This is a genomic window from Arthrobacter sp. 10T413_2 (genome assembly GCF_056394205.1).
Map to the genome: position 1 here is coordinate 62,727 of NZ_JBFTHK010000001.1, position 21,614 is coordinate 84,340.

General features: G+C 67.6%; 22 protein-coding genes and 2 riboswitches. Of the genes, 20 read left to right on the forward strand and 2 right to left on the reverse strand.

Annotated elements, in window-relative coordinates:
- The first annotated feature begins 194 nt into the window (after window positions 1–194).
- From AC1DBQ_RS00290 to AC1DBQ_RS00350, 13 genes are all read left to right on the forward strand, one after another.
- A complete protein-coding gene (locus tag AC1DBQ_RS00290) occupies window positions 195–509 on the forward strand; it encodes a flagellar FlbD family protein (RefSeq protein ID WP_476926583.1) in 315 nt (104 codons plus the stop codon).
- Between the two features lie 2 nt (window positions 510–511).
- Window positions 512–1,330 (forward strand): motility protein A, encoded by an 819-nt coding sequence (locus AC1DBQ_RS00295; RefSeq protein ID WP_476926584.1) that lies wholly within the window; start codon window positions 512–514, stop codon window positions 1,328–1,330.
- The gene (locus AC1DBQ_RS00300) at window positions 1,327–2,151 is read left to right on the forward strand and encodes an OmpA/MotB family protein (protein WP_476926585.1); all 825 of its coding nucleotides are present in this window, start codon (window positions 1,327–1,329) and stop codon (window positions 2,149–2,151) included. Before AC1DBQ_RS00295 ends, AC1DBQ_RS00300 begins: the two co-directional genes overlap by 4 nt.
- A gap of 85 nt (window positions 2,152–2,236) precedes the next feature.
- Complete coding sequence (locus tag AC1DBQ_RS00305) at window positions 2,237–3,133, forward strand: flagellar motor switch protein FliM (protein ID WP_237563415.1); 897 nt, start codon at window positions 2,237–2,239, stop codon at window positions 3,131–3,133.
- The gene (gene fliN, locus AC1DBQ_RS00310) at window positions 3,130–3,852 is read left to right on the forward strand and encodes a flagellar motor switch protein FliN (RefSeq protein WP_476926586.1); all 723 of its coding nucleotides are present in this window, start codon (window positions 3,130–3,132) and stop codon (window positions 3,850–3,852) included. Before AC1DBQ_RS00305 ends, fliN begins: the two co-directional genes overlap by 4 nt.
- Window positions 3,853–4,596: a flagellar biosynthetic protein FliO gene (gene fliO, locus AC1DBQ_RS00315; RefSeq protein ID WP_476926587.1), complete on the forward strand. Its 744-nt coding sequence runs from the start codon at window positions 3,853–3,855 to the stop codon at window positions 4,594–4,596.
- On the forward strand, window positions 4,512–5,345 hold the full coding sequence (gene fliP / locus AC1DBQ_RS00320) for a flagellar type III secretion system pore protein FliP (RefSeq protein ID WP_476926646.1): 834 nt from the start codon (window positions 4,512–4,514) through the stop codon (window positions 5,343–5,345). Before fliO ends, fliP begins: the two co-directional genes overlap by 85 nt.
- Window positions 5,342–5,617 carry a flagellar biosynthesis protein FliQ gene (fliQ, locus tag AC1DBQ_RS00325; RefSeq protein WP_090956900.1) on the forward strand — a complete coding sequence of 92 codons (276 nt, stop codon included), beginning with the start codon at window positions 5,342–5,344 and terminating at the stop codon, window positions 5,615–5,617. Before fliP ends, fliQ begins: the two co-directional genes overlap by 4 nt.
- Window position 5,618: 1 nt before the next feature.
- Complete coding sequence (locus tag AC1DBQ_RS00330; protein ID WP_476926588.1) at window positions 5,619–6,377, forward strand: flagellar biosynthetic protein FliR; 759 nt, start codon at window positions 5,619–5,621, stop codon at window positions 6,375–6,377.
- Entirely contained in the window at window positions 6,377–7,477 is a 1,101-nt protein-coding gene (locus AC1DBQ_RS00335; RefSeq protein WP_476926589.1) for an EscU/YscU/HrcU family type III secretion system export apparatus switch protein, read from the forward strand. The genes AC1DBQ_RS00330 and AC1DBQ_RS00335 overlap by 1 nt, the downstream gene beginning before the upstream one ends.
- 76 nt (window positions 7,478–7,553) lie before the next feature.
- Window positions 7,554–9,602 carry a flagellar biosynthesis protein FlhA gene (locus tag AC1DBQ_RS00340; RefSeq protein WP_476926590.1) on the forward strand — a complete coding sequence of 683 codons (2,049 nt, stop codon included), beginning with the start codon at window positions 7,554–7,556 and terminating at the stop codon, window positions 9,600–9,602.
- Entirely contained in the window at window positions 9,580–10,923 is a 1,344-nt protein-coding gene (locus tag AC1DBQ_RS00345) for a hypothetical protein (RefSeq protein WP_476926591.1), read from the forward strand. Before AC1DBQ_RS00340 ends, AC1DBQ_RS00345 begins: the two co-directional genes overlap by 23 nt.
- Before the next feature lie 9 nt (window positions 10,924–10,932).
- The gene (locus AC1DBQ_RS00350; RefSeq protein WP_476926592.1) at window positions 10,933–11,181 is read left to right on the forward strand and encodes a carbon storage regulator; all 249 of its coding nucleotides are present in this window, start codon (window positions 10,933–10,935) and stop codon (window positions 11,179–11,181) included.
- Between the two features lie 12 nt (window positions 11,182–11,193).
- On the opposite strand, the gene flgN is transcribed toward AC1DBQ_RS00350, so the two are convergent.
- The gene (gene flgN, locus AC1DBQ_RS00355; protein WP_476926593.1) at window positions 11,194–11,709 is read right to left on the reverse strand and encodes a flagellar export chaperone FlgN; all 516 of its coding nucleotides are present in this window, start codon (window positions 11,707–11,709) and stop codon (window positions 11,194–11,196) included.
- Window positions 11,710–11,963: 254 nt separating this feature from the next.
- On the opposite strand from flgN, the gene AC1DBQ_RS00360 reads away from it, so the two are divergent.
- The 4 genes from AC1DBQ_RS00360 (at window position 11,964) to AC1DBQ_RS00375 (ending at window position 14,426) form a co-directional block, all read left to right on the forward strand.
- Complete coding sequence (locus tag AC1DBQ_RS00360; protein WP_476926594.1) at window positions 11,964–12,782, forward strand: sigma-70 family RNA polymerase sigma factor; 819 nt, start codon at window positions 11,964–11,966, stop codon at window positions 12,780–12,782.
- A gap of 167 nt (window positions 12,783–12,949) precedes the next feature.
- The gene (locus AC1DBQ_RS00365; protein WP_091251364.1) at window positions 12,950–13,429 is read left to right on the forward strand and encodes a Dps family protein; all 480 of its coding nucleotides are present in this window, start codon (window positions 12,950–12,952) and stop codon (window positions 13,427–13,429) included.
- Between the two features lie 122 nt (window positions 13,430–13,551).
- Window positions 13,552–13,956 carry an ArsR/SmtB family transcription factor gene (locus tag AC1DBQ_RS00370; protein WP_476926595.1) on the forward strand — a complete coding sequence of 135 codons (405 nt, stop codon included), beginning with the start codon at window positions 13,552–13,554 and terminating at the stop codon, window positions 13,954–13,956.
- Window positions 13,953–14,426 (forward strand): SRPBCC family protein, encoded by a 474-nt coding sequence (locus AC1DBQ_RS00375; protein ID WP_476926596.1) that lies wholly within the window; start codon window positions 13,953–13,955, stop codon window positions 14,424–14,426. The genes AC1DBQ_RS00370 and AC1DBQ_RS00375 overlap by 4 nt, the downstream gene beginning before the upstream one ends.
- Before the next feature lie 5 nt (window positions 14,427–14,431).
- Here the strand turns inward: AC1DBQ_RS00375 and AC1DBQ_RS00380 are convergent, their stop codons facing one another.
- Window positions 14,432–16,030 (reverse strand): MFS transporter, encoded by a 1,599-nt coding sequence (locus tag AC1DBQ_RS00380; RefSeq protein ID WP_476926597.1) that lies wholly within the window; start codon window positions 16,028–16,030, stop codon window positions 14,432–14,434.
- A gap of 56 nt (window positions 16,031–16,086) precedes the next feature.
- Between AC1DBQ_RS00380 and AC1DBQ_RS00385 the strand changes: the two genes are divergently transcribed.
- The 3 genes from AC1DBQ_RS00385 to gcvT all read left to right on the forward strand — a co-directional run bounded on the left by AC1DBQ_RS00385 (window position 16,087) and on the right by gcvT (window position 21,164).
- Window positions 16,087–16,638, forward strand: a complete 552-nt coding sequence (locus AC1DBQ_RS00385; protein WP_476926598.1) for a TetR/AcrR family transcriptional regulator — start codon at window positions 16,087–16,089, stop codon at window positions 16,636–16,638.
- A 208-nt stretch (window positions 16,639–16,846) separates the two neighbouring features.
- A riboswitch (glycine riboswitch) is annotated at window positions 16,847–16,945 on the forward strand.
- A gap of 1 nt (window position 16,946) precedes the next feature.
- Window positions 16,947–17,062, forward strand: a riboswitch (glycine riboswitch).
- 40 nt (window positions 17,063–17,102) lie between these two features.
- Window positions 17,103–20,003 (forward strand): aminomethyl-transferring glycine dehydrogenase, encoded by a 2,901-nt coding sequence (gene gcvP, locus AC1DBQ_RS00390; protein ID WP_476926599.1) that lies wholly within the window; start codon window positions 17,103–17,105, stop codon window positions 20,001–20,003.
- Window positions 20,004–20,015: 12 nt separating this feature from the next.
- The gene (gene gcvT / locus AC1DBQ_RS00395; protein WP_476926600.1) at window positions 20,016–21,164 is read left to right on the forward strand and encodes a glycine cleavage system aminomethyltransferase GcvT; all 1,149 of its coding nucleotides are present in this window, start codon (window positions 20,016–20,018) and stop codon (window positions 21,162–21,164) included.
- The last annotated feature ends 450 nt before the right edge of the window (window positions 21,165–21,614 follow it).

Genomic DNA, 21,614 nt, shown 5'->3' on the forward strand with positions numbered 1-21,614 from the left:
GGGGCGGGCCGCATGGCCCCGTCAGGACCCACCCTAGTACCGGCCGGCAGGCGGCGCACAGGAAAATTTCCGTGGATCCTGTCGCCTCGACCACGCGTCAGCGCCGACGCCTGGTCCGGCCGCCTAACGAAGGGGCAGGGGTTGCCGACAGTACGGAGGAGAACACCCTTCCCCTCACAGAGCAGAATCGGCCCATGATCGTCGTCACACGCCTCAACGGAACGCGCTTCGCGGTCAATCCGGACCTCATCGAACGCATCCACKAGAGCCCGGATACGCATTTGGTGACGCTCGACGGCGCCGCCTACGTGGTCCTGGAAAGCCTCGCGGAAGTGGTCGAACTCATCGCCGACTACCGGGCTTACATCCTGAGTAAGGCCCGGGACTTCCCGGCCATCACCGGTTATCCGCTGAGCCTGGTCCGGACTGTTGAGCAGGACGACGATACCGACGACACAGACGACACCGACGGAGCCGGAACCACGGCGCCCGTGAAACCTAGAAAGTAACCATGGATCCCGCAACAGTCATCGGACTGCTCCTCGCCTTTGGCTCAGTTATCGCCATGGTGTCCCTTGAAGGTGCCAGCCTGTCGGCAMTGCTTCTCCCGGCCCCCATGATCCTGGTCTTCGGTGCCACGCTCGCCGTCGGGATCGCCGGCAACACCCTCAAAGACGTCGTCCAGGCGTTCAAGGCCCTGCCCAAAATGTTCCAAGGCAAGACGGCGAAGCCGCAGGAAAGCATCGACCAGATGGTCCGCTTCGCCGAAAAGGCCCGCAGCGAGGGCCTGTTGTCCCTGGAGGAAGAAGCGGCCAGCGTCAAAGATCCCTTCCTGGCCCGTGCACTCCAGAACATCGCCGACGGCACCGACGCCGAGGACCTCCGGATGCTGATGGAGGACGAGATCGATTCGAAGTCCCGCAGCGACCACGCCAACGCCAAATTCTTCGCCAGCCTCGGCGGCTATGCCCCGACCGTKGGCATCATCGGCACCGTGGTGTCTTTGACCCACGTCCTGGAAAACCTCTCCACCCCGGACCATCTGGGTCCGATGATCGCGGCAGCCTTCGTCGCCACCCTGTGGGGCCTGCTCTCGGCCAACTTCATCTGGCTTCCCTTCAGCGCCCGGATGAGCCGGCTCTCGGAACTGGACATCKAGCGCATGACACTGCTCATGGAAGGCATGCTGTCGGTCCAGTCCGGCGCCCAGCCGCTGCTGCTCGCCGAACGGCTCCGTGCCATGGTCCCGGAGCACCAGCTCAAGAGCACGGCTCGGGGCGGCAAAAAGAGTGACAGCGACAAACCCGGCAAGATGGACCAGGCCGCGTGAGCCCCAGGCGGCGCGGACGCAAGAAGCCCGAAGAACACCACGTCGACGAACGCTGGATGGCGTCCTACATGGACATGGTCACCGTGCTGATGTGCATGTTCATCGTCCTCTTCGCGATGTCCACCGTCGATGCCAACAAGTTCGAGAAGCTCCGCAACTCCCTGGCCACTGGGTTCGGCGCGGTTGCATCGCAGACGGTGGACACGGCGTCGGGCACCGTGGTGCCGCCGGAACTCGTGGATAAGGACCTTGAGGCGTTCGCCGCCGTGAAGGGCGCGGCAACGGCGTCGCCCGAGAACATGGCCGAGGCGATCAAGGAAGTGGACCGGCTCAAGGCGCTGCAGGCGAAAATGCAGGCAGGCCTGGCAGCCGCCGGGCTGAGCGAGAACGTCGAGTTCCAGATCGACCAGCGCGGCCTGACGGTCAAGCTCGTCGGTTCACAGGCCTTTTTCGAGCCCGACCGGCCCGAACTGACGTCCCGGGCCACCCGGGTGCTGCAGATCATCTCCCCGGTGCTGAAACCGGCCGGGATGGAAATCATGGTCGAGGGCCATGCCGCGAACGGCATTACGGCCTACCCGTCCACCTGGGAACTGTCCTCGGCACGCGCCGTCAACGTCCTGCGTTACATGGTGGACGACGGCGGCATTGCCCCCGCAACCATCGGCGCCGTCGCCTTCGGCTCGGCCCGCCAGGTCAACGACGATTCCACCCCGGAGCTCATGGAGCGGAACCGCCGGGTGGACATCGTGGTCATTTCGGACAAGCCCGACGTCGTCCGCGCCCTCATTCCGGAAGCCTTGAAGCTGAGCGAGAAATAGGCCGTCCATTGCCCTCGGCGGATTGCACCGTATTGCCTGCGGCATACTGCTTACGCTGGCGGATCCCTTGCCGATAGTGGCAACCGTGAGTGTTCTGGATGAGCGGGAAGTGGCACGGGAGCGGACCGTCAGCGTCTATGACTTCCGCCGTCCCGCGACGCTCGCGCGCGAACACAGCCGTGTGCTGGAACTCGCCTTCGAAACCTTCGCCCGCCAGTGGGGAACCCAGCTGACTGCCAAGGTCAGGGTCAAGTCGGTGGTGCGCCTCGAAGACGTGAGCATGCTCAGCTACGACGAATACGCCGCCTCCCTGCCCGCCGTCACCGCCATGGTGCTGTGCACCGTGGAAGCCCAGGACTCCAAGCTGGTAGTGCAGTTCCCCGGCCCGGCCGCCCTTGGCTGGGTCAACCGCATGCTCGGCGCCTCGAACGATTCGCCCATGCCGGACCGGAAATTTACCCAGATCGAGCAGGCCCTGATCAAGGGCCTCATGGACGAGGCCCTCGAAGACCTCGGCTACTCGCTGGGCCCGCTGCTCAGCGAGACCGTCCGGGTGGACACCATCCAGTACAACTCCCAGTTCGCCCAGGCGGCCGCGCCGAGCGAACTGATGATCGTCGCCTCCTTCACCATGAGTGTCGGGGACGTCAACGCCCCCGCCACCCTGGCCGTTCCGGCCGCCATCCTGCTGGGACGGCTCAAGAAGGTCAACCCCACCGACAACCGCGGCGACGCCGCAGCACGCATCAGCGCCCAGCTGGAACAGGTGCCGGTGGAACTGTCGGTGCGGCTTTCGACGTCGTTCGTCACCCCCGGCCAGGTCCTGGGCCTCGCCGTGGGCGACGTCCTGACCCTGCCCCACCTGGAAAACCGGCCCTTTGACCTCACCCTAGACGGAACCMGGCTGGCCACCGCCGCCCCGGCCCGCAACGGCTCCCGCGCGGCCGCAGTCATTGTCACAATCGAGGAGAACCAACGATGAGCATCACCCTGACCAAGCACGAATTGTCGGCGGAGCGGCTCGTCGAGGAACTGCCGAGCCCGGTGGCCCTGAAAGTCGTTGCCCTGGTGCCGGCCCGCTCCGCGGCCGCGTACGCCCGCCAGGCGGTCACGGCGACCTTCGTCGGTGCGGTTACCGCCGACCTCGCGCTCATGCTCAGCGACCGCACCTTCCTTGACGAGGCGGCCGGCGCTGGGACCCAGCTGGGACACGTCTCCGTGACCGATGTGCTGCGCCCGGCCATGGAAAGCGCCAGCTCCGTTTTCGGGGCCGGCGTCCTGTCCGACCTGCGCGAATCCGATGTCTCCGGACTCCTMTCGGACCCCGACACGGCCGTCTTTGAACTGTCCGACGGCAGCAACGCCGCGGCCTGGTTTGCTGTCCGGCTCCGCGAACACGGCAACAGCCAGGACCGCACCGGGGACGTCTTCGCCGGCGGGGACACGGTGGCCGGCCGGCTGGGCCGCATCAACAACATCGAGATGGCCTTGACCGTGGAGATCGGCCGTACCCGGATGTCCGTCCGCGACGTGCTCTCCCTGGAACCGGGCAAGATCATCGAACTGGACCGCTCCGCCGGAGCCCCGGCCGACGTCCTGCTCAACGGCCGGCTGATCGCGCATGGCGAAGTGGTGGTCCTGGACCAGGACTACGCAGTGCGGATCACCCGCATCCTCGACGTCGCCGAGGGGCTCAGCTGAATGGACGCACTGATCCTCGGGCTGCGGGTAGTCGTGGCCCTGGGCGCGGTGCTTGGCCTCATGTGGTTCCTGCAGCGCCGGTTGGGCAAGGGCCCCGGGCGGCGCCGGGCTKACCGCGCCCTGACCATCGTCAGCCGGCAGAGCCTCGGACAGAAAGCCTCCGTGGTGGTGGTCGACGCCGCCGGGCAGCGCTTCCTGCTGGGCGTCACCGAACATGCCGTGAACGTCCTGTACACAGGGGACATCCCGCCCGAACCCGAACCCGAAGACGTCCCGGTCCCAGGCATCAGCCGCGGCTTCGGGGATTTCGCCCGCATCCTCGCCGACGCCCGGCMGCGCGCCGGCGACCACTTCAGCAGCCAGCCGGGGCGCCCGGCCGCGGACGGCCCCGCCGGACTTCTGACTGACGGCCCGGTCGCTGAGAGCCCGTCTGTTGACGACGCCGACKGCGGCCCGGACCTGCCGCCGTCGCGCCGCAGCTCCCTGCACCGGAACTCGCATGCCCGCGGCCCCGCCGGCCGTGGCAGCGCCGCCGGCGTCCCGGCCCATCCGCCCCTGCACGGGTCCATCCTTGCCGGCTCCACGTGGAAGCAGGCCGCCGCCGCTCTCAGGAGCGGACGCCGCAATTTATCCGCCCCCTCACCACCGGCACGACCCGCCTGCGTCCCGCCCGCACTGGACCCTTCCGCCTCCTGGCCCTGGGGCTCGCCGCCGTGCTGTTTGCGGTCCTTCTGCTGTGGCTGAACGCCTCMACCGGCCACGCAGCACCCATCGACCCGGCCCCACCGGTGGCACCGACCGATCCGGCCACTCCCGGAACCGGTAACGTCAACATCCAGATCAACGGGGTGGACGGCAAACCCTCCACCGCGGTCCTGACCCTGATCGKGATCACGCTGCTGGCCGTTGCGCCCTCGCTGCTGCTGATGATGACGTCTTTCACCAAGATCTTCGTGGTCCTGGCGATGACCCGCAACGCGCTTTCCCTGCCGTCCATCCCGCCCAACCAGGTGCTGGCGGGGCTGGCACTGTTCCTGTCGATTTTTGTGATGTGGCCCGTCATCAACGAGATGAACACCGCAGGCATCCAGCCGTACCTCAACGGCACCCTGGACTTCAACGGTGCGGTCAGCGCCGCGTCGGGTCCGCTGCAGCACTTCATGCTCGCCCACACGAGGGAAGAGGATATTGCCCTGATGTCCCGCGCCGCCGGGGCCGAGAACCCGGCATCCCCTGAGGCCGTCMCGCTGCAGACCCTCATTCCGGCGTTCATGATCTCCGAGCTTCGTGCCGCATTCATCATCGGCTTCGTCATCTTCATCCCGTTMCTCGTGATCGACCTCGTGGTGTCCGCGGCCCTGATGTCCATGGGCATGATGATGCTGCCGCCGGTCATGATCTCGCTGCCCTTCAAGATCCTGCTCTTCGTCCTCGTGGACGGCTGGGGCCTKATCATCACCGCGCTCGTGCAAAGCTATGCGGGCAGCGGATGAACGCCAACGCCGTCCTGGACATCTGCCTCCAGGCCATGATCGTGGCCGCGAAGCTCGCCGCACCCGTGCTGGTCACGGCGCTGGTGGTGGGCCTGGCCATCTCGCTGCTGCAGTCCATCACACAGCTGCAGGAAGCCACCCTGTCCTTCGTGCCGAAGGCCGCCGCGGTGGCCGTGGCCCTGATCGTCTGCGGACACTGGATGATTTCGGAGATGGTTACGTTCACGAACGACCTCTTCGCGAAGATTCCGTCCCTGCTCGGAGGCCTGTGAGGTGGGCATCCCCATCGACCCGAGCTGGCTGGAAGTCCTCCTGCTGGCCACGGTCCGGATGACCGCCTTCCTGATCGTGGCACCGCCGTTCTCGCACCAGGCGTTTCCGGGGCGCGTGAAGGCCATGCTGGGACTGGGCCTGGGGCTGGCAGTGACCCAGCGACTGGCGGGCGGTTACACGCCCCGCGATACCGCCGGGTTCCTCACCGGAGTGGTCCTGGAGCTCGTCACGGGCTTTGCCCTGGGATTCCTGGTCCTGCTGATCTTCTCCGCCATCCAGTCCGCCGGCAGCCTGATCGACCTCGCCAGCGGTTTCCAGATGGCCCAGGCCTTCGACCCCCAAATGATGGTCAACGGCGCCCAGTTCACCCGCCTCCTGCAGATGGCGGCGCTGGCCCTGCTGTTCGCCTCCGACGGCTACCAGCTKGTCATCACGGGCCTCACCGGCAGCTTCGCGGCCCTGCCCCTGGCCGGGGGAATAGACCTGACCCAGCCCGTCCAGGCCATCATCGCGGCAGTATCCGGCATGTTCCTTGCCGCCGTGCAGATCGCCGGGCCCCTACTGGTGGTCCTGTTCCTCGCCGACGTCGGACTCGGCCTGCTGACCCGCGTGGCACCGGCGCTGAACGCATTCTCGCTGGGCTTCCCGCTCAAGATCCTCCTCACCCTCATGCTGGCCGGCTTCATGTTCCTGGCCCTGCCGCGGATCGTTTCCAGCCTCGCCGGACAGGCGKCCAAAGCTGTGCTGGGGGTGGGCTGATGGCGGATTCACAGGAGAAAACCGAGCAAGCCACCGACAAACGGATGAKGGAGGTCCGCTCCAAGGRCCAGCTCTCCCGCTCGCAGGACCTCACCGCCTGGGTGGGCGTCGGTGCCGCCGCCCTCATGCTGCCCAGCACTGTGGAACGGGGCGCCAACGCCGCCGCGGACCAGCTCTTCAGCATCCGCGGCATCATCTCGGCACCCGACCCCGGCAAAGCCGTCCAGGCGCTGGAGGACGGCTTTGCCTCCATCGCCGGCATCGTCGGGCCCCTGCTGGTCGTCGTGTTCCTGGCCGTCCTCGCCGCCTCCGCCCTGCAGGGCGGCGTCCACCTGAAGAAATTCCGGTTCGAATTCGAACACTTCAACCTGCTMAGCGGGGTCAAGCGGCTTTTCGGCGCCCAGGCGGTGTGGGGCGGCATCAAAGCGCTGCTGAAGGCAAGCGTGGTGGGACTGGTGCTCTACATCGTGGTGCAGGGACTCGTCCMGGTGCTGCTGACCGCGGGAGGACTCCCCGTGGCCGGTGTTACGGCGGCAGCGGCCGGCGGCATCGCTTCCCTGGTCCAGTTCGCTGTGGCCGCCGGCATCGTGCTGGCCGCGGCGGACTTCTTCGTCGTCATGCGGCGCAACCGCAAGAAGACCCGGATGTCCAAGAAGGAAGTCCAGGACGAGAACAAGAACAGCGAGGGCGACCCGCTGATCCGGTCCCAGCGCCGGGCGCGCCAGATGGCMATGAGCCGGAACCGCATGATCGCCGCGATCGGTGATGCCGACGTCGTCCTAATCAACCCCACGCACGTGGCCGTGGCCCTCAAATACGAGCCCGGCAAGTCCGCGCCCCGCGTGGTGGCCAAGGGCGCCGGTCACGTGGCCGCCAGGATCAGGGCAGAAGCCGAGCAGAAGAACGTGCCCATGGTCCAGGACATCCCGCTGGCCAGGGCCCTACACGGAGCCTGTGAGCTGGGCGATGAGATCCCGGTGGACTTTTACCGGGCGGTGGCCGGCGTCCTCGCGTTCGTCATGGCGCTCAAGGCCCGGGGCGCCGCCGCCGGGATGCACCGTATGAGCCGCCCGGCCGCCATTGTGGGAGGCGCTGTATGAGGCACCGTATGAGGCGCCGGCAGATGAAGCGCCGCCGGACAACTTTGGGAATCAGCGTCTGTGAAAGGACCGCACCATGAACAACAGGCTGAACCGGCTGGCGGTGCCAATCGGCATCGTGGGGATCGTGCTGCTGCTGGTGGTTCCCGTGCCMGCGCCCCTGCTCGACTTCCTCATCGTCTGCAACATCCTGCTGGCACTGCTGGTGCTGCTGACCAGCATGTTCGTCAAGAAGCCCCTGGACTTCTCCGTGTTCCCCTCCCTGCTGCTGGTGGCCACGCTGTTCAGGCTGGGCCTGAACGTCGCCTCCACCCGGCTGGTCCTTKGCAACGGGTACGCCKGGCAGGTCATTGAGGCCTTCGGCAAGGTGACGGTCGGCGGCTCCATGATCATCGGCGCCGTGGTGTTCCTGATCCTTGTGGTGATCCAGTTCGTCGTGGTCACCAAAGGCGCCGAGCGCGTGGCCGAGGTGGGCGCGCGCTTCACCCTGGATGCCATGCCTGGCAAGCAGATGGCGATCGACGCCGACCTCAACGCCGGGCTCCTCACCGACACCCAGGCCAGGGAACGGCGGGCCGAGGTCTCGGCCGAGGCAGACTTCTACGGCGCCATGGACGGCGCCTCGAAGTTCGTCAAGGGCGATGCCATCGCGGGCATCATCATTATCATCATCAACTTCGTCGGCGGCATCGCCATCGGCATGATCCAGCGCGGCCTGGACATCGGCGACGCCCTGAACACCTACGGCCTGCTGACCATGGGAGACGGGCTCGTCACCCAGATCCCGGCCCTGCTCATGGCCGTCTCCACCGGCATGATCGTGACCCGGTCCAACGCCGAGTCGGACATGGGCCGGACCGCGTCCACCCAGCTGCTGCAGTCACCCAACGCGCTCATGATCGCCGGTGTCGCCGCCATGGCCATGGCCCTGATCCCCGGCATGCCGCCCATCCCGTTCATCCTGGTCGGCGCCGCACTGATCCTCGCCTCCCGCCGGACCGCCGCCAGCCAGCAGTTGGCGGAGAGGGCCCGGGAGGCCGAGTCCACCGCGCTGAACTTCCCGGAGATGGACCCCAACGAGAAACTTCTGGAGGACATGCGCATCCACCCCGTGGAGATCCTGCTGGCTCCGGACCTTGTGGACATGGTCTCGGGCGCCTCCGACGACCTCCTGGCCAGGGTCCGCTCCCTCCGACACAAGATCGCCATGGAACTGGGCCTCGTCATCCCGCCGGTGCGCACCCGGGACAGTGTGGATCTGCCGCCGGCCACCTATTCGATCCGGATCGCGGGCGTGGAAGCCGGGCGCGGCACGGCCCCCAGCGGCCAGATGCTCGCCCTGGGCGATAACCTGGACTCGCTCCCCGGGCCCGCGATGATCGAGCCCGTATTCGGGCTCGCCGGGAAGTGGATTCCGGGGGAGATGCGCCACAACGCCGAAATGACCGGTGCCACCGTGATCGACAGGGTCTCCGTCCTGGTCACCCACCTGTCCTCGATCGTCTCGGCGAACGCGGCCCGGCTGCTGTCCCGCGAGGACGTCCGCGTCCTGACCGAAGGCGTGCGCAAGCAAAGCCCCTCCGCCGTCGACGAACTGACCCCCGCCCTGCTCTCCCTCGCCGAGCTTCAGCGCGTCCTCCAAGGGCTCCTGGACGAGCAGGTGCCCATCAACGACCTCGCCCGGATCTACGAGGCCCTCACACTGCGCGCCAAGATCTCCACGGACCCGGAATCGCTCSTCGAAGCCGCCCGGMAGGCCCTCGGTCCCGCCCTCACGGCCAAGTTCATGGACGGCCCGGTACTCAACGTCATCATGATCGACCCCGTCCTGGAACAGCACATGCTCGAGGACATGCGGCCCGCGGAAGGCGGCAGCCAGATCGTCATGGGGCAGGACAGGCTCGACGCCGTGTTGCGGTCCGTGAGCTCCGCCGTCGACGCCGCGGCCGCCGCCAACCGCCAGGCCGTGCTCGTGTGCGCCCMGGCGCTCCGGCCGGCCATCCACCGCCTCGTGGGGTCGCAGCCGGGGTCGGTGCCCGTGCTGTCCTACCGCGAGGTGACCTCCGCCAACGTCCGGATCGAGACTGTAGGAGTCGTGCGCCATGCCGAACCGCTATCGGCTTAAGGGAGCCTCGCTCGAGGAGATCCGCCGCAAGGCGGAGCAGCAGTACGGACCGGCCGCCCGGATCGTGTCCGCCGAACGGGTCAGTAGTCCCGGAATCGCCGGGCTCTTCGCCCAAGACCGCTACGAGGCCATGGTCGAGGTCCTGCCCAGGCATGAGGTCGTCACCGGCGAAGTGGTGCCCGACGCCGACATCCTCGCCGGGGCCGCCGTAGACCCCGCCGCAGACCCCGCCGCCGGCGGGACCCGCGCGACGGCCTCCGCGGGGAAGCTTCCTGATGCCGGGAAGTTCGACGCCGGCGCTGCCGCCGGCGCCAAGGCCGCGGCGGCTCCGTMCGCGTCCCCCGCCGGGGAGACGGACGGGCCGGCAGACGCCCGGCCCGCCGTCGGACCGGCCCATCACCTTCACGGATCCGCCATCGCCGCCCTGCTGGAAGAGGCAGACGCTGCTGAACTGAGCCTGCACCGGCCCGCCGCTACAGGGGTTTCCACCGAGTCGCGGGACTTCGCCGAGCTCCTGGAACAGCTCGGCGCCGGACTGCGCGCACCGGCGGAAYCGGTGGCCGGTCCTGCKGGGCATGCCGCCGGAACTCCCGCAGGTCCGCTGTCCGCCCCCGGAACTCCGGCAGGTCCGCTTTCCGCCCCCGGAGCTCCGGCAACCCAAGCTCCCGCCGTTCACGGTTCCATCGTTCACCCTCCTGCCGTTCCGGCGTCTGACACCGGGATCCCTGCCGTTAAGGTGGCTGCCGCCCGCGACGCCGGGCGCCCCGAGACGCCGCTGGCGGCGGTCCCGGTCCCGGTCCCGCTKAGCGGCGTCGGCGATCTCGTAGCCCTGGTCGGGCTGGGGGACGACGCCATGGATRCCGCCCTGGCGATGTCCATGGCGGCCGGCGGTGCCGATGTGCGGACCGCCGGCGACCTCTCCGCCTACGKCCACCTGCACGTTGACGGCCGCCAAGGCGCCACGGCCGCCCGCGCGCACGCTGTGGTTACGGAGCGCACCGTCCTGGTGGCGTTCGGAATCGGCAGGGCACGGAACACCCTGGCCCGGGTGCAGTCCGTGGCCGCGCTCTCGGCCGACCAGATCTGGGTGGTGGTTGACGCCGGACGCAAACATGAGGACACCGCGCGCTKGGTCGGCGTACTCGCGGCCCAGCTCAACMTGACCGCCGTGGCGGTGGTCGGCGCCTCGGAGACCGGGACCCCGGAAAGCGTCAACGCCCTGGGACTGCCCGTGGGCTGGATCGACGCGCGCCCGGCCGGCCCTGGTGTGGCATGGCAGAACCGGCGGGAATCGTCCGGCGCTCCCCGCGGCGAAGGGTAGATTGAGAGGATGCTGGTACTTACACGCAAGCCGGGCGAACAGATCATGATCGGCGACGGCATCGTCATCACGGTTTTGGAAGGCCGCGGTGACGGTGTTCGCATAGGCATTGAGGCGCCCCGGGGCGTGCCGATCCAGCGCAGGGAAGTCATTGAGGCCATCGCGGCGGCAAACCTCGCCGCGGCGGAAGCCGGACCKGATACTGAAGACGCGCTGCGCGGTCTCATGCCGCCAGCCGCCGCCCCCGCCGCGKACTGAGCCGGCTCCGGATCAGTCCCGGTCCATGCCCAAGTATTGCCCCAGGAGGGGCTGGGACGTGCGCCGCACCACGGCCAGGGATCGCTCCAGGTTCCCCGCCGTAGTGAGCTGATCCAAAAGCCCGCCCGTGCCCGGGGGGCCGGGACGTCCCGGCGGCGGGAGGGCCCGCAGCGCCTGTTCGTTCACGCAGGCGGCCTCCCCGAGCCGGGCCAGGAGTTCCCGCAAGGCGTCCAGATGCTCCCGCAGGATCTCGGGCCAGGGCCCGGCGGGTGCGGCCGAAATCAGTTCCACGAGCGTTGTCTGTGCCGGCAGGCCCCATTCGGCCGCCACGGCCGCAGATTCGACGCTCCGGGCCAGGGCTTCGAAGCGCAGACGGTCCAGCACGGTTTCGACCTCGGACGCCATGAAGTTCAGCCACTCCAGATTCCCGGCATCGACGTGCAGCCGCTGCGTTTCCAGCCTGAACAAGAGCAGCTCCAGCTGCCGCYGCTCCTGCCACAGTGCTGCAGAGAGATCACTTGCGCTCATGGGCCCCATTCCCTTGCCGCCGCCTGAATCAGCGCTGAATCAGGCGATCGCGCGGTTACCGCATTTTTGGCCAAGCTTTTTCCTGAGGGTACACGCAGATTGCGGATCAGGTGATAGGTTTCCACCATGGGTGCTGCACCCCACTATCGAACGCTGACTCCTATGGGGGGAGTACCGGTCCGTTCTTGGGTGCGKCTCTCGGCGTTTTAAGGGTCTAGGACCCTTCGGATCCGGTCTCATGGGGGGACACAGTAGTGAATCGCGTGGAACGCAACGAGATGGTCACGCAGCACCTTCCGCTGGTGGGGTATCTCGTCTCAGATTTGTGCTCAAAAGCGTCACACCTTTCTCGCGATGACTTGGCCTCAGCCGGCGCTATTGCCCTGATCACCTCGGCCGATTCGTTCGATCCGGACCTCGGTGTGCCCTTCGGCGCGTTTGCGCGCCGGCGCATCCTTGGCGCTTTCGCGGACGAGATGCGGGCCAGTGACTGGGCCACCCGCTCCGCCCGCCGGCGGATCAAAGAGACCATGTCCGTGCAGGAAACGCTGGCATCCGCCCTGGGCCGCACTCCGACGGTGGACGAAATCGCGTCCGCACTCGGTGTCCAGCAAAGCGTGGTGGAGGCAGCGCTGGCCTATGCCTCCCGCACGCTGACGCCCCTCGACGAGGCCGTTGTGGACACCCTCGCCGCTGAAACCCTCTCACCCGAGCACTCCGTGCTGGCGGACGAACGACTCCAGTACCTCCGGGCCGMCGTGAAGTCCCTGCCCGAACGGATGCGCTACGTTGTCGAGGAAATCTACTTCCGTGACCGGACGGTCAAAGACCTCGCCGCGGAACTCGGATCCACTCACGCCGCAGTATCCCAGCAGCGGTCCGAGGCCATCCGGCTAATGCGCGACGGACTGACGGCCCACTACGCCGACGACCCCGAACAGGCCTTCGAACCCCAGTCCAGGATTACCCCCCGACGCCGCAACGACTACCTCAGCCAGCTCTCCGAAGCCACCTCCGGCGGCATCACGCGGGCCATTTTTCCGCAGGGCCCGGTCCTCAACGAGGCTGTCTAGGCCGGCCCCTTCACGGTTAGTCAGCCTACTTAGTAAGCTGACCGAGAAATTCCGCCCGGAACCATCGCGACGCGGCGATGCCCTGCGGTAGCGTCGGAGATACCGGCCGGAGCGCCACGAGATGGCGCATGAGGCCTTCACTGCACCGGTTMTATCGAGGAGGACGCATGAAAGCATCACCCACACTGACGAACAACCTGCAGGCGGTTCTGGTGGACCTGATTGAACTGCATGTCCAGGGCAAGCAGGCGCACTGGAACATCGTGGGAACCAACTTCCGGGACCTCCACCTTCAGCTTGATGAGATCATCGACGCCGCCCGGGGATTCGCCGACGACCTCGCCGAGCGCATGCGCGCCCTCCACGCCCTGCCGGACGGCCGCAGCTCCACGGTTTCCAAGTCCACCGCACTCGCGGAGTTCCCCGCGGGCCTGATCAACACCAAGGACGCCATCGAGCGGATTGTCGCGGCCCTGGAAGCGGCCGTCGGCACAATGCGCAAGGTGCACGATGAAGTGGACGAGGAAGACCCCACCACCGCCGACCTCCTGCATGAGTTCATTGCGAAGTTTGAACAGTATGCCTGGATGGTCAATGCGGAAACCATGAAGGCCACCGCCAGCGTGACGACACCTGAAAGCAAATAGGGGTCGGCTCCCACCGCCCGCCCTTCCCTAAAACACAGTGTCCGGCGCCGGGTTCTCCCGGCGTCGGACGTCGTGTTTAAGCGCCCCTTGACTTCCCTCCGGACCGGAGAATACTTAAGGATGTGCTTAACAATTTAGCGGGCCACCGGCTCAGTGAACGGGAGCTCGACGGCGTCTTTCACGCGCTCGCCGACTCCACCCGCCGCGCGATCGTGGTCCGGCTCTGCGACGGGCCGGCTTCGGTMTCGCAGCTGGCCGCGCCGTTCGGGATGAGCCTGCCCGCCGTTGTGCAGCACCTGCAGGTCCTGGAAGCCAGCGGCCTGATCCGCAGCCAAAAGATCGGCAGGGTCCGCAGTTGCAGCATCGACCCTGTCACAGTCCGGCGCGCAGAGGACTGGCTGGGCCGGCGCCGGACGCCGGGGGAGAGCCGCCTTGACCGGCTCGAGGACTTCCTGGCCTCCGGTCCGCCCGCCAGCGAAGAAGAAACCAGCGAAGAACAGTTGCCMTCGAAGAGGAGTACGCCATGAACATCCCCGTCACCCATGCCAGCTTCAGCCTGGAACGCCGGCTGAACGCCTCGCCGTCGCGCGTATTTCACGCCTTCGCCGACTACGAAAGCAAGAAGAAATGGTTCGGCGGCCCGCCGGAATGGGAGCAGGGCGAATCCAGCCTGGACTTCCGGGTCGGCGGCCGCGAAACCGACGTCGGCGGCCCCGCCGGAGGCTTCGTCTCCACCATGCACGCGGTCTACCACGACATCGTCGAGAACGAACGCATCATCTACAGCTACGAGATGCTGCTGAACGGGGAACGCATGTCGGTCTCGCTCAGTACGGTCGAACTTGAGCCCGACGGCGACGGCACCCTGCTGACCTTGACCGAGCAGGGCGCCTTCTTCACCGGGTCCCCGGAAAGTGACGGGGCTCAGGTCGCCGGGCGCAAGGAAGGCACGGGCGGGCTCCTTGACGCCCTGCAGAAGTACGTCGACGGCAACTGAGCCTGCTACTTGGCCTTCGGCACCGTCCGGAGCACGATTGCGGCCAGGACGCAGGCCCCGGACATCAGGACCAGCGCGATGGCGGCCGTGATGTGCACGCCGGAGTCGAAGGCAGTACGCGCGGCCGCCGTCACGGATTCCGCCAKGGGAGCGGGGAGCATCCCGGCGAGCTCCACCGCGCCGGCGAGGGTTTCGCCGGCCTGGCTCGTCGCCCCGGCCGGCGCGAGCTCGGACACGCCCGCGGGGAGCCGGAGGTTGCCCTGGTACGAGGCCGTAAGGATGGAACCGAGGATCGCGGTGCCCAGCAGGGACCCCACTTCATAGCCGGTCTCGGAGATCGCGGCGGCGGCCCCCGACTTGTCGGCCGGCGCGGCGCCCAGGATCAGGTCGTTGGAGATTGTCTCCGCGGCACCCACTCCCAGGCAGAGGACCATCAGGGCGGCCAGGAGCAGTGACGGCCCGTGGCTGTGGTCCCCGAACGCCACCATGAAATAGCCCGCCGCGCTCAACAGCAGGCCGCCGGCCACGACGAAACCGGGCCGGACCTTCCGCACCAGCGGGACCACCAGCAGGCCGGCCACGACAGTGGCGATGAGGGCCGRGACCATGGCGACGCCGGAGGCCGAGGGGGACTGGCCCTCCAACAGTTGCAGGTGCTGGGCCAGGAAGAGAATGAATCCGTTGAAGGAGAACAGGGCCAGGACATTGGCGATGATGGCCGTGCTGAAGATCGGGTTGCCAAAGAGGCTGACATCGAGCATCGGCGCAGTACTGTCGCCGGTCCCGCGGGCTGTGCTGTGGCCTCCGGCCAGGTTGCGCTGGCGCCGGATAAAGACATAGCCCATCAACAGGCCGACGCCGATGCTCGCGAAGGCCTCCGGCGCCGGCCCGTGCGTGGCGAGCGCCTTGATCCCATAGACCACGGGCACCATGACCAGCAGGGACAAGATGATGCTGGGCACGTCGACGCGGCCGGGCTTCGGATCGCGGGATTCCGGTATCAACGCCGGCCCGAGCAGCAGCAGCGGCAGGATGATCGGCACCGCGACCAGCAGGACGGCACCCCACCAGAAGTGTTCCACGAGCCAGCCGCCGGCAATCGGGCCGAGGGCGGCACCGCCGGAGAAGCCCGCGGCCCAAATCGCTACCGCCAGGCGGCGCCGGTTGGGCTGGGGAAAGATATTGCGGATCAGGGAGAGCGTGGAAGGCATGAGCATGGCGCCGAAGAGGCCTAGCCCGGCGCGGCCCGCGATCAGCCATTCGGCGCTCGGGGCGAACGCCGTCGCGGCCGAAACCGCGGCAAAACCCGCGCTGCCCACGAACAACAGCCTGCGGCGGCCGATCCTGTCGCCCAGGCTGCCCATCGCGACGAGCAGCCCGGCCAGGACCAGAGGGTAGGCGTCGATGATCCAGAGCAGCTGGACTCCGGAGGCGGACAGGCTGCGGGCAATGGCCGGCAGGGCAAAGGTCAGGGCGGTGTTGTCCACGGCCACGAGCAGGACGGGGAACATCAGCAGGGCCAACGCCACCCAGTCACGCCAGGGTGCCTGGGGCCGGGTGGCCGCCGGGATGCYGGTCGCTGTGGTAATCGATGTGGTGCTCATAGGTCATAACTATACCGTCTGGACGGTACAGTTAAGAAATGCGGGGCCGGGCAGGCATGATGGGAAGCATKCCCARGAAACCCGTGGCCCGCGAGGCCGTGCTCGATGCCTTCGAATCCCTGCTCATCGAAGTGGGTGAACGCGCCGCGACGCTGGACGCCGTCGCGCGGCGGGCCGGTGTCTCCAAGGGTGGCCTGCTCTACCACTTCCCGACCAAGGAGGCGATGATCTCGGTCCTGCTCGAACGGCTGGACCGGCATCTGGCTGCGGATGTCGCCGCCATGGCCGCGGCTCCGGAAGGCGCGGCGGCGTACTTCATCAAGTCCTCCGTGTGGGCGGACACGCCCATGGACCGGGTTTTCGTGGCGGCCACCCGGCTCGCCGAGGTTGCGCACGAAGAAACCCTGCGCCGCTTCGCCGCCGGCCAGGCGAGCTGGCTGGAACTGCTGGCGGCCGACGTCGGGCCGGCCATGGCGAAGGCTGTCCTGTATATGGGGGACGGGCTGTACTTCAACGCCATGCTCGGCCGGGGGCCCGCCGGTCCGCCCGCTGAAATCGAGGCAGACGTCGAGGGACTCCTGGCCGCCGTCGAGAAGCTGCGCCGCTGAGGCTCGAGGCCGCCGAAGWCGCCGGAAGTGTGCGAGTTCGCGCGAACGTTACGGCGACCCGGCACGTTTCCGGCGAATTCGCGGTGCCGGCGCTCCTCGTAACGTGGGGCCGGCGGCGGGCGGGAGTTTGCGGACTCGCGCCCGGCATAGGACAATGATTGTTGTGACTGTTGTCACCCCCGATTGAACACCCAATTGAATACGCCTTTGATCTGCGGCGGGAGAGTCCTGCAAGTAGGTACAAGCAGGCGCCGTAGGAGCAAATCCTCCCCAGGAATCTCTCAGGCACCCGTACCGCCGCGGCAAGGCACCTCTGGAAAGTGGCAGGCTGTCCTCGACACGCTGTGCTCACCGACGGTGCAAGCGAAGCCCTCTTATGTGCACGGCTGCGCGGAAACTCTCAGGTCCAATACAGAGCGGGGAGKAACCCGAATCAATGTGGCGTACCCAGMGCCGCCTGAGTTATGGAGTTCCTTGTGACTGTTACCCCAGCCTCCACGTCTTTCGTCGACCGGCACATCGGTGCCCGTCGCCAGTCCGACGTCGACGCCATGCTGAAGGCTGTCGGCTACGACACCGTCGACGCCCTGGTGGACACCGCCGTTCCGAAAGACATCCGCCAGGACTCCGACCTCGCTCTCGGCGCGGCCCTGAGCGAAGTGGAAGTCCTCGCCGAGCTGCGCAAGCTGGCCGGCAAGAACAAGACGGCCGTGCAGATGATCGGGCAGGGCTATTACGACACCGTGACCCCGGCCGTGATCCGCCGCAACATCCTCGAGGCCCCGRCCTGGTACACCGCGTACACGCCCTACCAGCCGGAAATCTCCCAGGGCCGGCTCGAGGCGCTGCTGAACTTCCAGACCATGGTCCAGGACCTCGTCGGCCTGCCCATCGCCAACGCCTCGCTGCTGGACGAAGCCACGGCTGTCGCCGAGGCCGTGCTGATGATGCGCCGCGCCAATAAGAACAAGGAGGCGCACGACGGCAAGACCGTCCTCGACGCCGACTGCCTCCCGCAGACCATCGCGATCGTCAAGGGCCGCGCCGAGGCCCTCGGCTTCGAGGTCGAGGTCGCMGATCTGTCCAAGGGCMTGCCGGAGGGCGTCATCAACGGCGTCGTCCTGCAGCAGCCGGGCGTCTCCGGCCGGGTGTTCGACCATAGCGCCGTKATCGCCGAGGCCAAGGAGCGTGGCGCGCTCGTCACGGTCGCCGCCGACCTGCTGTCTCTGACCCTGATCACKCCCCCGGGTGAGCAGGGCGCGGATATCGCCGTCGGCTCCGCCCAGCGCTTCGGCGTGCCGCTGTTCTTCGGCGGCCCGCACGCCGCGTACATGGCCGTCCAGAAGGGCCTCGAGCGCTCCATGCCCGGCCGTCTCGTGGGTGTCTCCAAGGACAACGCCGGCGTTCCCGCCTATCGTCTGGCCCTGCAGACCCGCGAGCAGCACATCCGCCGCGAGAAGGCCACCTCCAACATCTGCACCGCCCAGGCGCTGCTGGCGATCGTGTCCTCCTTCTACGCCGTCTACCACGGCCCCGACGGGCTGAAGGCCATCGCCCAGACCGTCCACGGCCACGCCAAGACCATCGCTGCTTCCTTGAAGGCCGCAGGCCTGGACGTGCTGCACACCTCCTTCTTCGACACCGTCACCGTCTCCGTGCCCGGCAAGGCCGCGGAATTCATCGCGGCCGCCGACGCCAAGGGTATTAACCTGCGCGCCATCGACGCCGACACGGTCGGCATCTCCGCCGATGAAGCCACGACGGCGGGCATCGTCGCCGACGTCGTCGCCGCCTTCGGGGCTACCGTGGTGGATTCCGTAGATGGCTTCGTCCTGGACGCCGCCGTCGAGCGGACCTCCGACTACCTCCAGCACCCGGTGTTCAACACCCACCGCTCCGAAACCCAGCTCCTGCGCTACATCCGCCGCCTCTCAGACCGCGACCTCGCGCTGGACCGCACCATGATCCCGCTGGGCTCCTGCACCATGAAGCTGAACGCCACGGCCGAGATGGAAGCCATCTCCTGGCCGGAGTTCGCCTCCATCCACCCCTTCGCCCCGGAATCCCAGACCGCCGGCTGGCGCGAACTGATCGAGGACCTTGAAGCCCAGCTGACCGAGATCACCGGCTACGATCAGGTCTCCATCCAGCCCAACGCCGGATCCCAGGGCGAGCTCGCCGGCCTGCTGGCCATCCGCGGCTACCACCTCTCCCGAGGCGACGCCCAGYGMAACATCTGCCTCATCCCCGCCTCCGCGCACGGCACCAACGCCGCCTCGGCCGTCCTGGCCGGCATGAAGGTCGTCGTCGTCGCCACCGCCTCCGACGGCACGATCGACCACGCCGACCTGCAGGCCAAGATCGAGCTGCACAAGGACGCGCTCTCCGCCATCATGATCACCTACCCCTCCACTCACGGGGTGTACGACGCAGACGTCCGCGAGGTCTGCGACGCCATCCACGCCGCCGGCGGCCAGGTCTACATCGACGGCGCCAACCTCAACGCCCTCGTCGGGCTGGCCCAGCCGGGCATGTTCGGCGGCGACGTCTCGCACCTGAACCTGCACAAGACCTTCTGCATCCCGCACGGCGGCGGCGGCCCCGGCGTCGGCCCGGTCGCGGCCAAGGCACACTTGGCACCCTTCATGCCGGGCAACGCTGCGGACCCGGCCAACGGCGCCGACGGCACCCCGATCTCCGCTTCCCGCTATGGCTCGGCCGGCGTCCTGCCGATCTCCTGGGCCTATGTGAAGCTTATGGGCGGCCAGGGCCTCACCGAAGCCACCAAGTCGGCCCTGCTCGCGGCGAATTACATCGCGGCCCGCCTCAACGACTCCTTCCCGGTGCTCTACACCGGCGAAGGCGGCCTGGTTGCCCACGAGTGCATCCTGGACCTGCGCGAACTCACGGCCAAGACCGGCGTGACCGCCGAGGACGTMGCCAAGCGCCTGATCGACTACGGCTTCCACGCCCCCACCCTGGCGTTCCCGGTGGCCGGCACCTTGATGGTGGAGCCCACCGAATCCGAGGACCTGGGCGAGATCGACCGTTTCATCACGGCCATGGTCGCCATCCGCGCCGAGATCGACCAGGTGGCCCACGGTGACTTCACCGTGGAGCACAGCCCGCTGCGCAACGCKCCGCACACCGCCGCCGCCGTGATCAGCACCGACTGGACCCGCGAGTACCCGCGCGAGCAGGCCGTCTTCCCGGTCCACACGCTCAAGCAGGACAAGTACTTCCCGCCGGTCGGCCGGATCGACGGCGCCGCGGGCGACCGCCACCTGATCTGCTCCTGCCCACCCCTCGAATCCTTCGAAGAAGACACAGCAGTCCACTCCGACGACTCCGCCTCCGCCAACTAAGGACAGCCAACGATGACTGAGAATTACACGGCCCTGTACGAAGAGCACAAGAAGCTCGGCGCCTCCTTCACGGACTTCGGCGGCTGGCAGATGCCCCTGAAGTACAGCTCCGAACTCGCCGAGCACCACGCCGTCCGCAACTCCGCGGGCCTGTTCGACCTCTCCCACATGGGCGAAGTCTGGGTCACCGGCCCGGACGCCGCAGCCTTCCTCGACTACGCCCTGGCCGGCAAGATCTCCGCCATGGCGATCGGCAAGGCCAAGTACTCGCTGATCTGCAACGAGGACGGCGGCATCATCGACGACCTCATCACCTACCGCCGTGGCGAGCAGAAGTTCCTCGTCGTCCCCAACGCGGGCAACGCCAAGGTGGTCGCAGCTGCCATGGCTGAGCGCGCTGGTTCTGCCCAAGAAGGCGGATTTGAGGTCACCGTCCAGGACGCCTCCGCCGAAACCTCGCTGATCGCCGTGCAGGGTCCCAAAGCGGAGGCCATCCTGCTCCGCCTGGTCCCGGCCGCGCAGCACGAGCTCGTCACCGGCCTGAAGTACTACGCCGCCGTCGACGTCCCCTTCATGGTCGGCGGCGCCAGCCAKKACCTCTTGCTGGCCCGCACCGGCTACACCGGTGAAGACGGCTTCGAGATCTTCGTGGACAACCACGACGCCGCCGCCCTCTGGCAGGCGCTCATCGCCATCGCCGAGGACGGCGAGCTGACCCCCGCCGGCCTCGCTTCCCGCGACTCCCTCCGGCTCGAGGCCGGCATGCCGCTCTACGGCAACGAACTATCGCTCGAAGGCGACCCCTTCGCCGCGGGACTGGGCCCCGTCGTCGCGCTGTCCAAGGAAGGCGACTTCATCGGCAAGGCGGCCCTGGCCGCCAAGAAGGAAGCCGGCGCCGGCTCCACCACGGGCCGCAAGCTCGTCGGCCTCAAGGGCCTCGGACGCCGGGCTGGCCGCGGCCACTACCCGGTCCTCAAGGACGGCAACGTGGTCGGCGAGGTCACCTCCGGCCAGCCCTCACCCACTTTGGGCTACCCGGTTGCCATGGMCTACGTCGATGTCGAGTTCACCGAACCCGGCACGGCCCTGGACATCGATCTTCGCGGCAAGACGGAGCCTTTCGAAGTTGTCGCACTGCCGTTCTACAAGCGCCAAAAGTAGCCGAAGCTGTCCCGAGGGCTGCGTGACTATGGTTGCGTTAGCCCTTCGGGTCCGACATCCTCTGCATGCTCGGTCGCGAAGACGCCCGCTGGGCGGACGTGACGCTCCCTTAGACGCATGCTGCCGGATGTCGGGCCCGAAGGGGCCAGGCCGGCCCCTCAAGGTCAACTCACCTCCAGTCCCAGGCGTCATTGGGGGCGCCTTCGAAAGCCAAGGTGCTGGGGGCTGAACCGCCTACCGAGGGTCGGCTCCAGAAGATATCGAAAAGCCGCGGTTTCTTCCGGGGAACTGTTGGCCCCGGGAACTGAACTGGATATTAGCGGCGGGGGCGCGGCATCCGGAAGCGTGCGTCTAAGGGAGAGTCGCGTCCGCTCAGCGGGCGCCTGCGCGACCGAGCACGCKGAGGATGGCGAGTCCCGCCGCGTAACCCAGCAACAAATGATCAAGCCC

What these genes read in the sequence shown, in the direction of transcription:
- AC1DBQ_RS00365 (WP_091251364.1), top strand. Translation starts at nt 12,950, where the DNA reads ATGAAAGCATCACCCACACTGACGAACAACCTGCAGGCGGTTCTGGTG.
- fliQ (WP_090956900.1), top strand. Translation starts at nt 5,342, where the DNA reads ATGAACGCCAACGCCGTCCTGGACATCTGCCTCCAGGCCATGATCGTG.
- AC1DBQ_RS00375 (WP_476926596.1), top strand. Translation starts at nt 13,953, where the DNA reads ATGAACATCCCCGTCACCCATGCCAGCTTCAGCCTGGAACGCCGGCTG.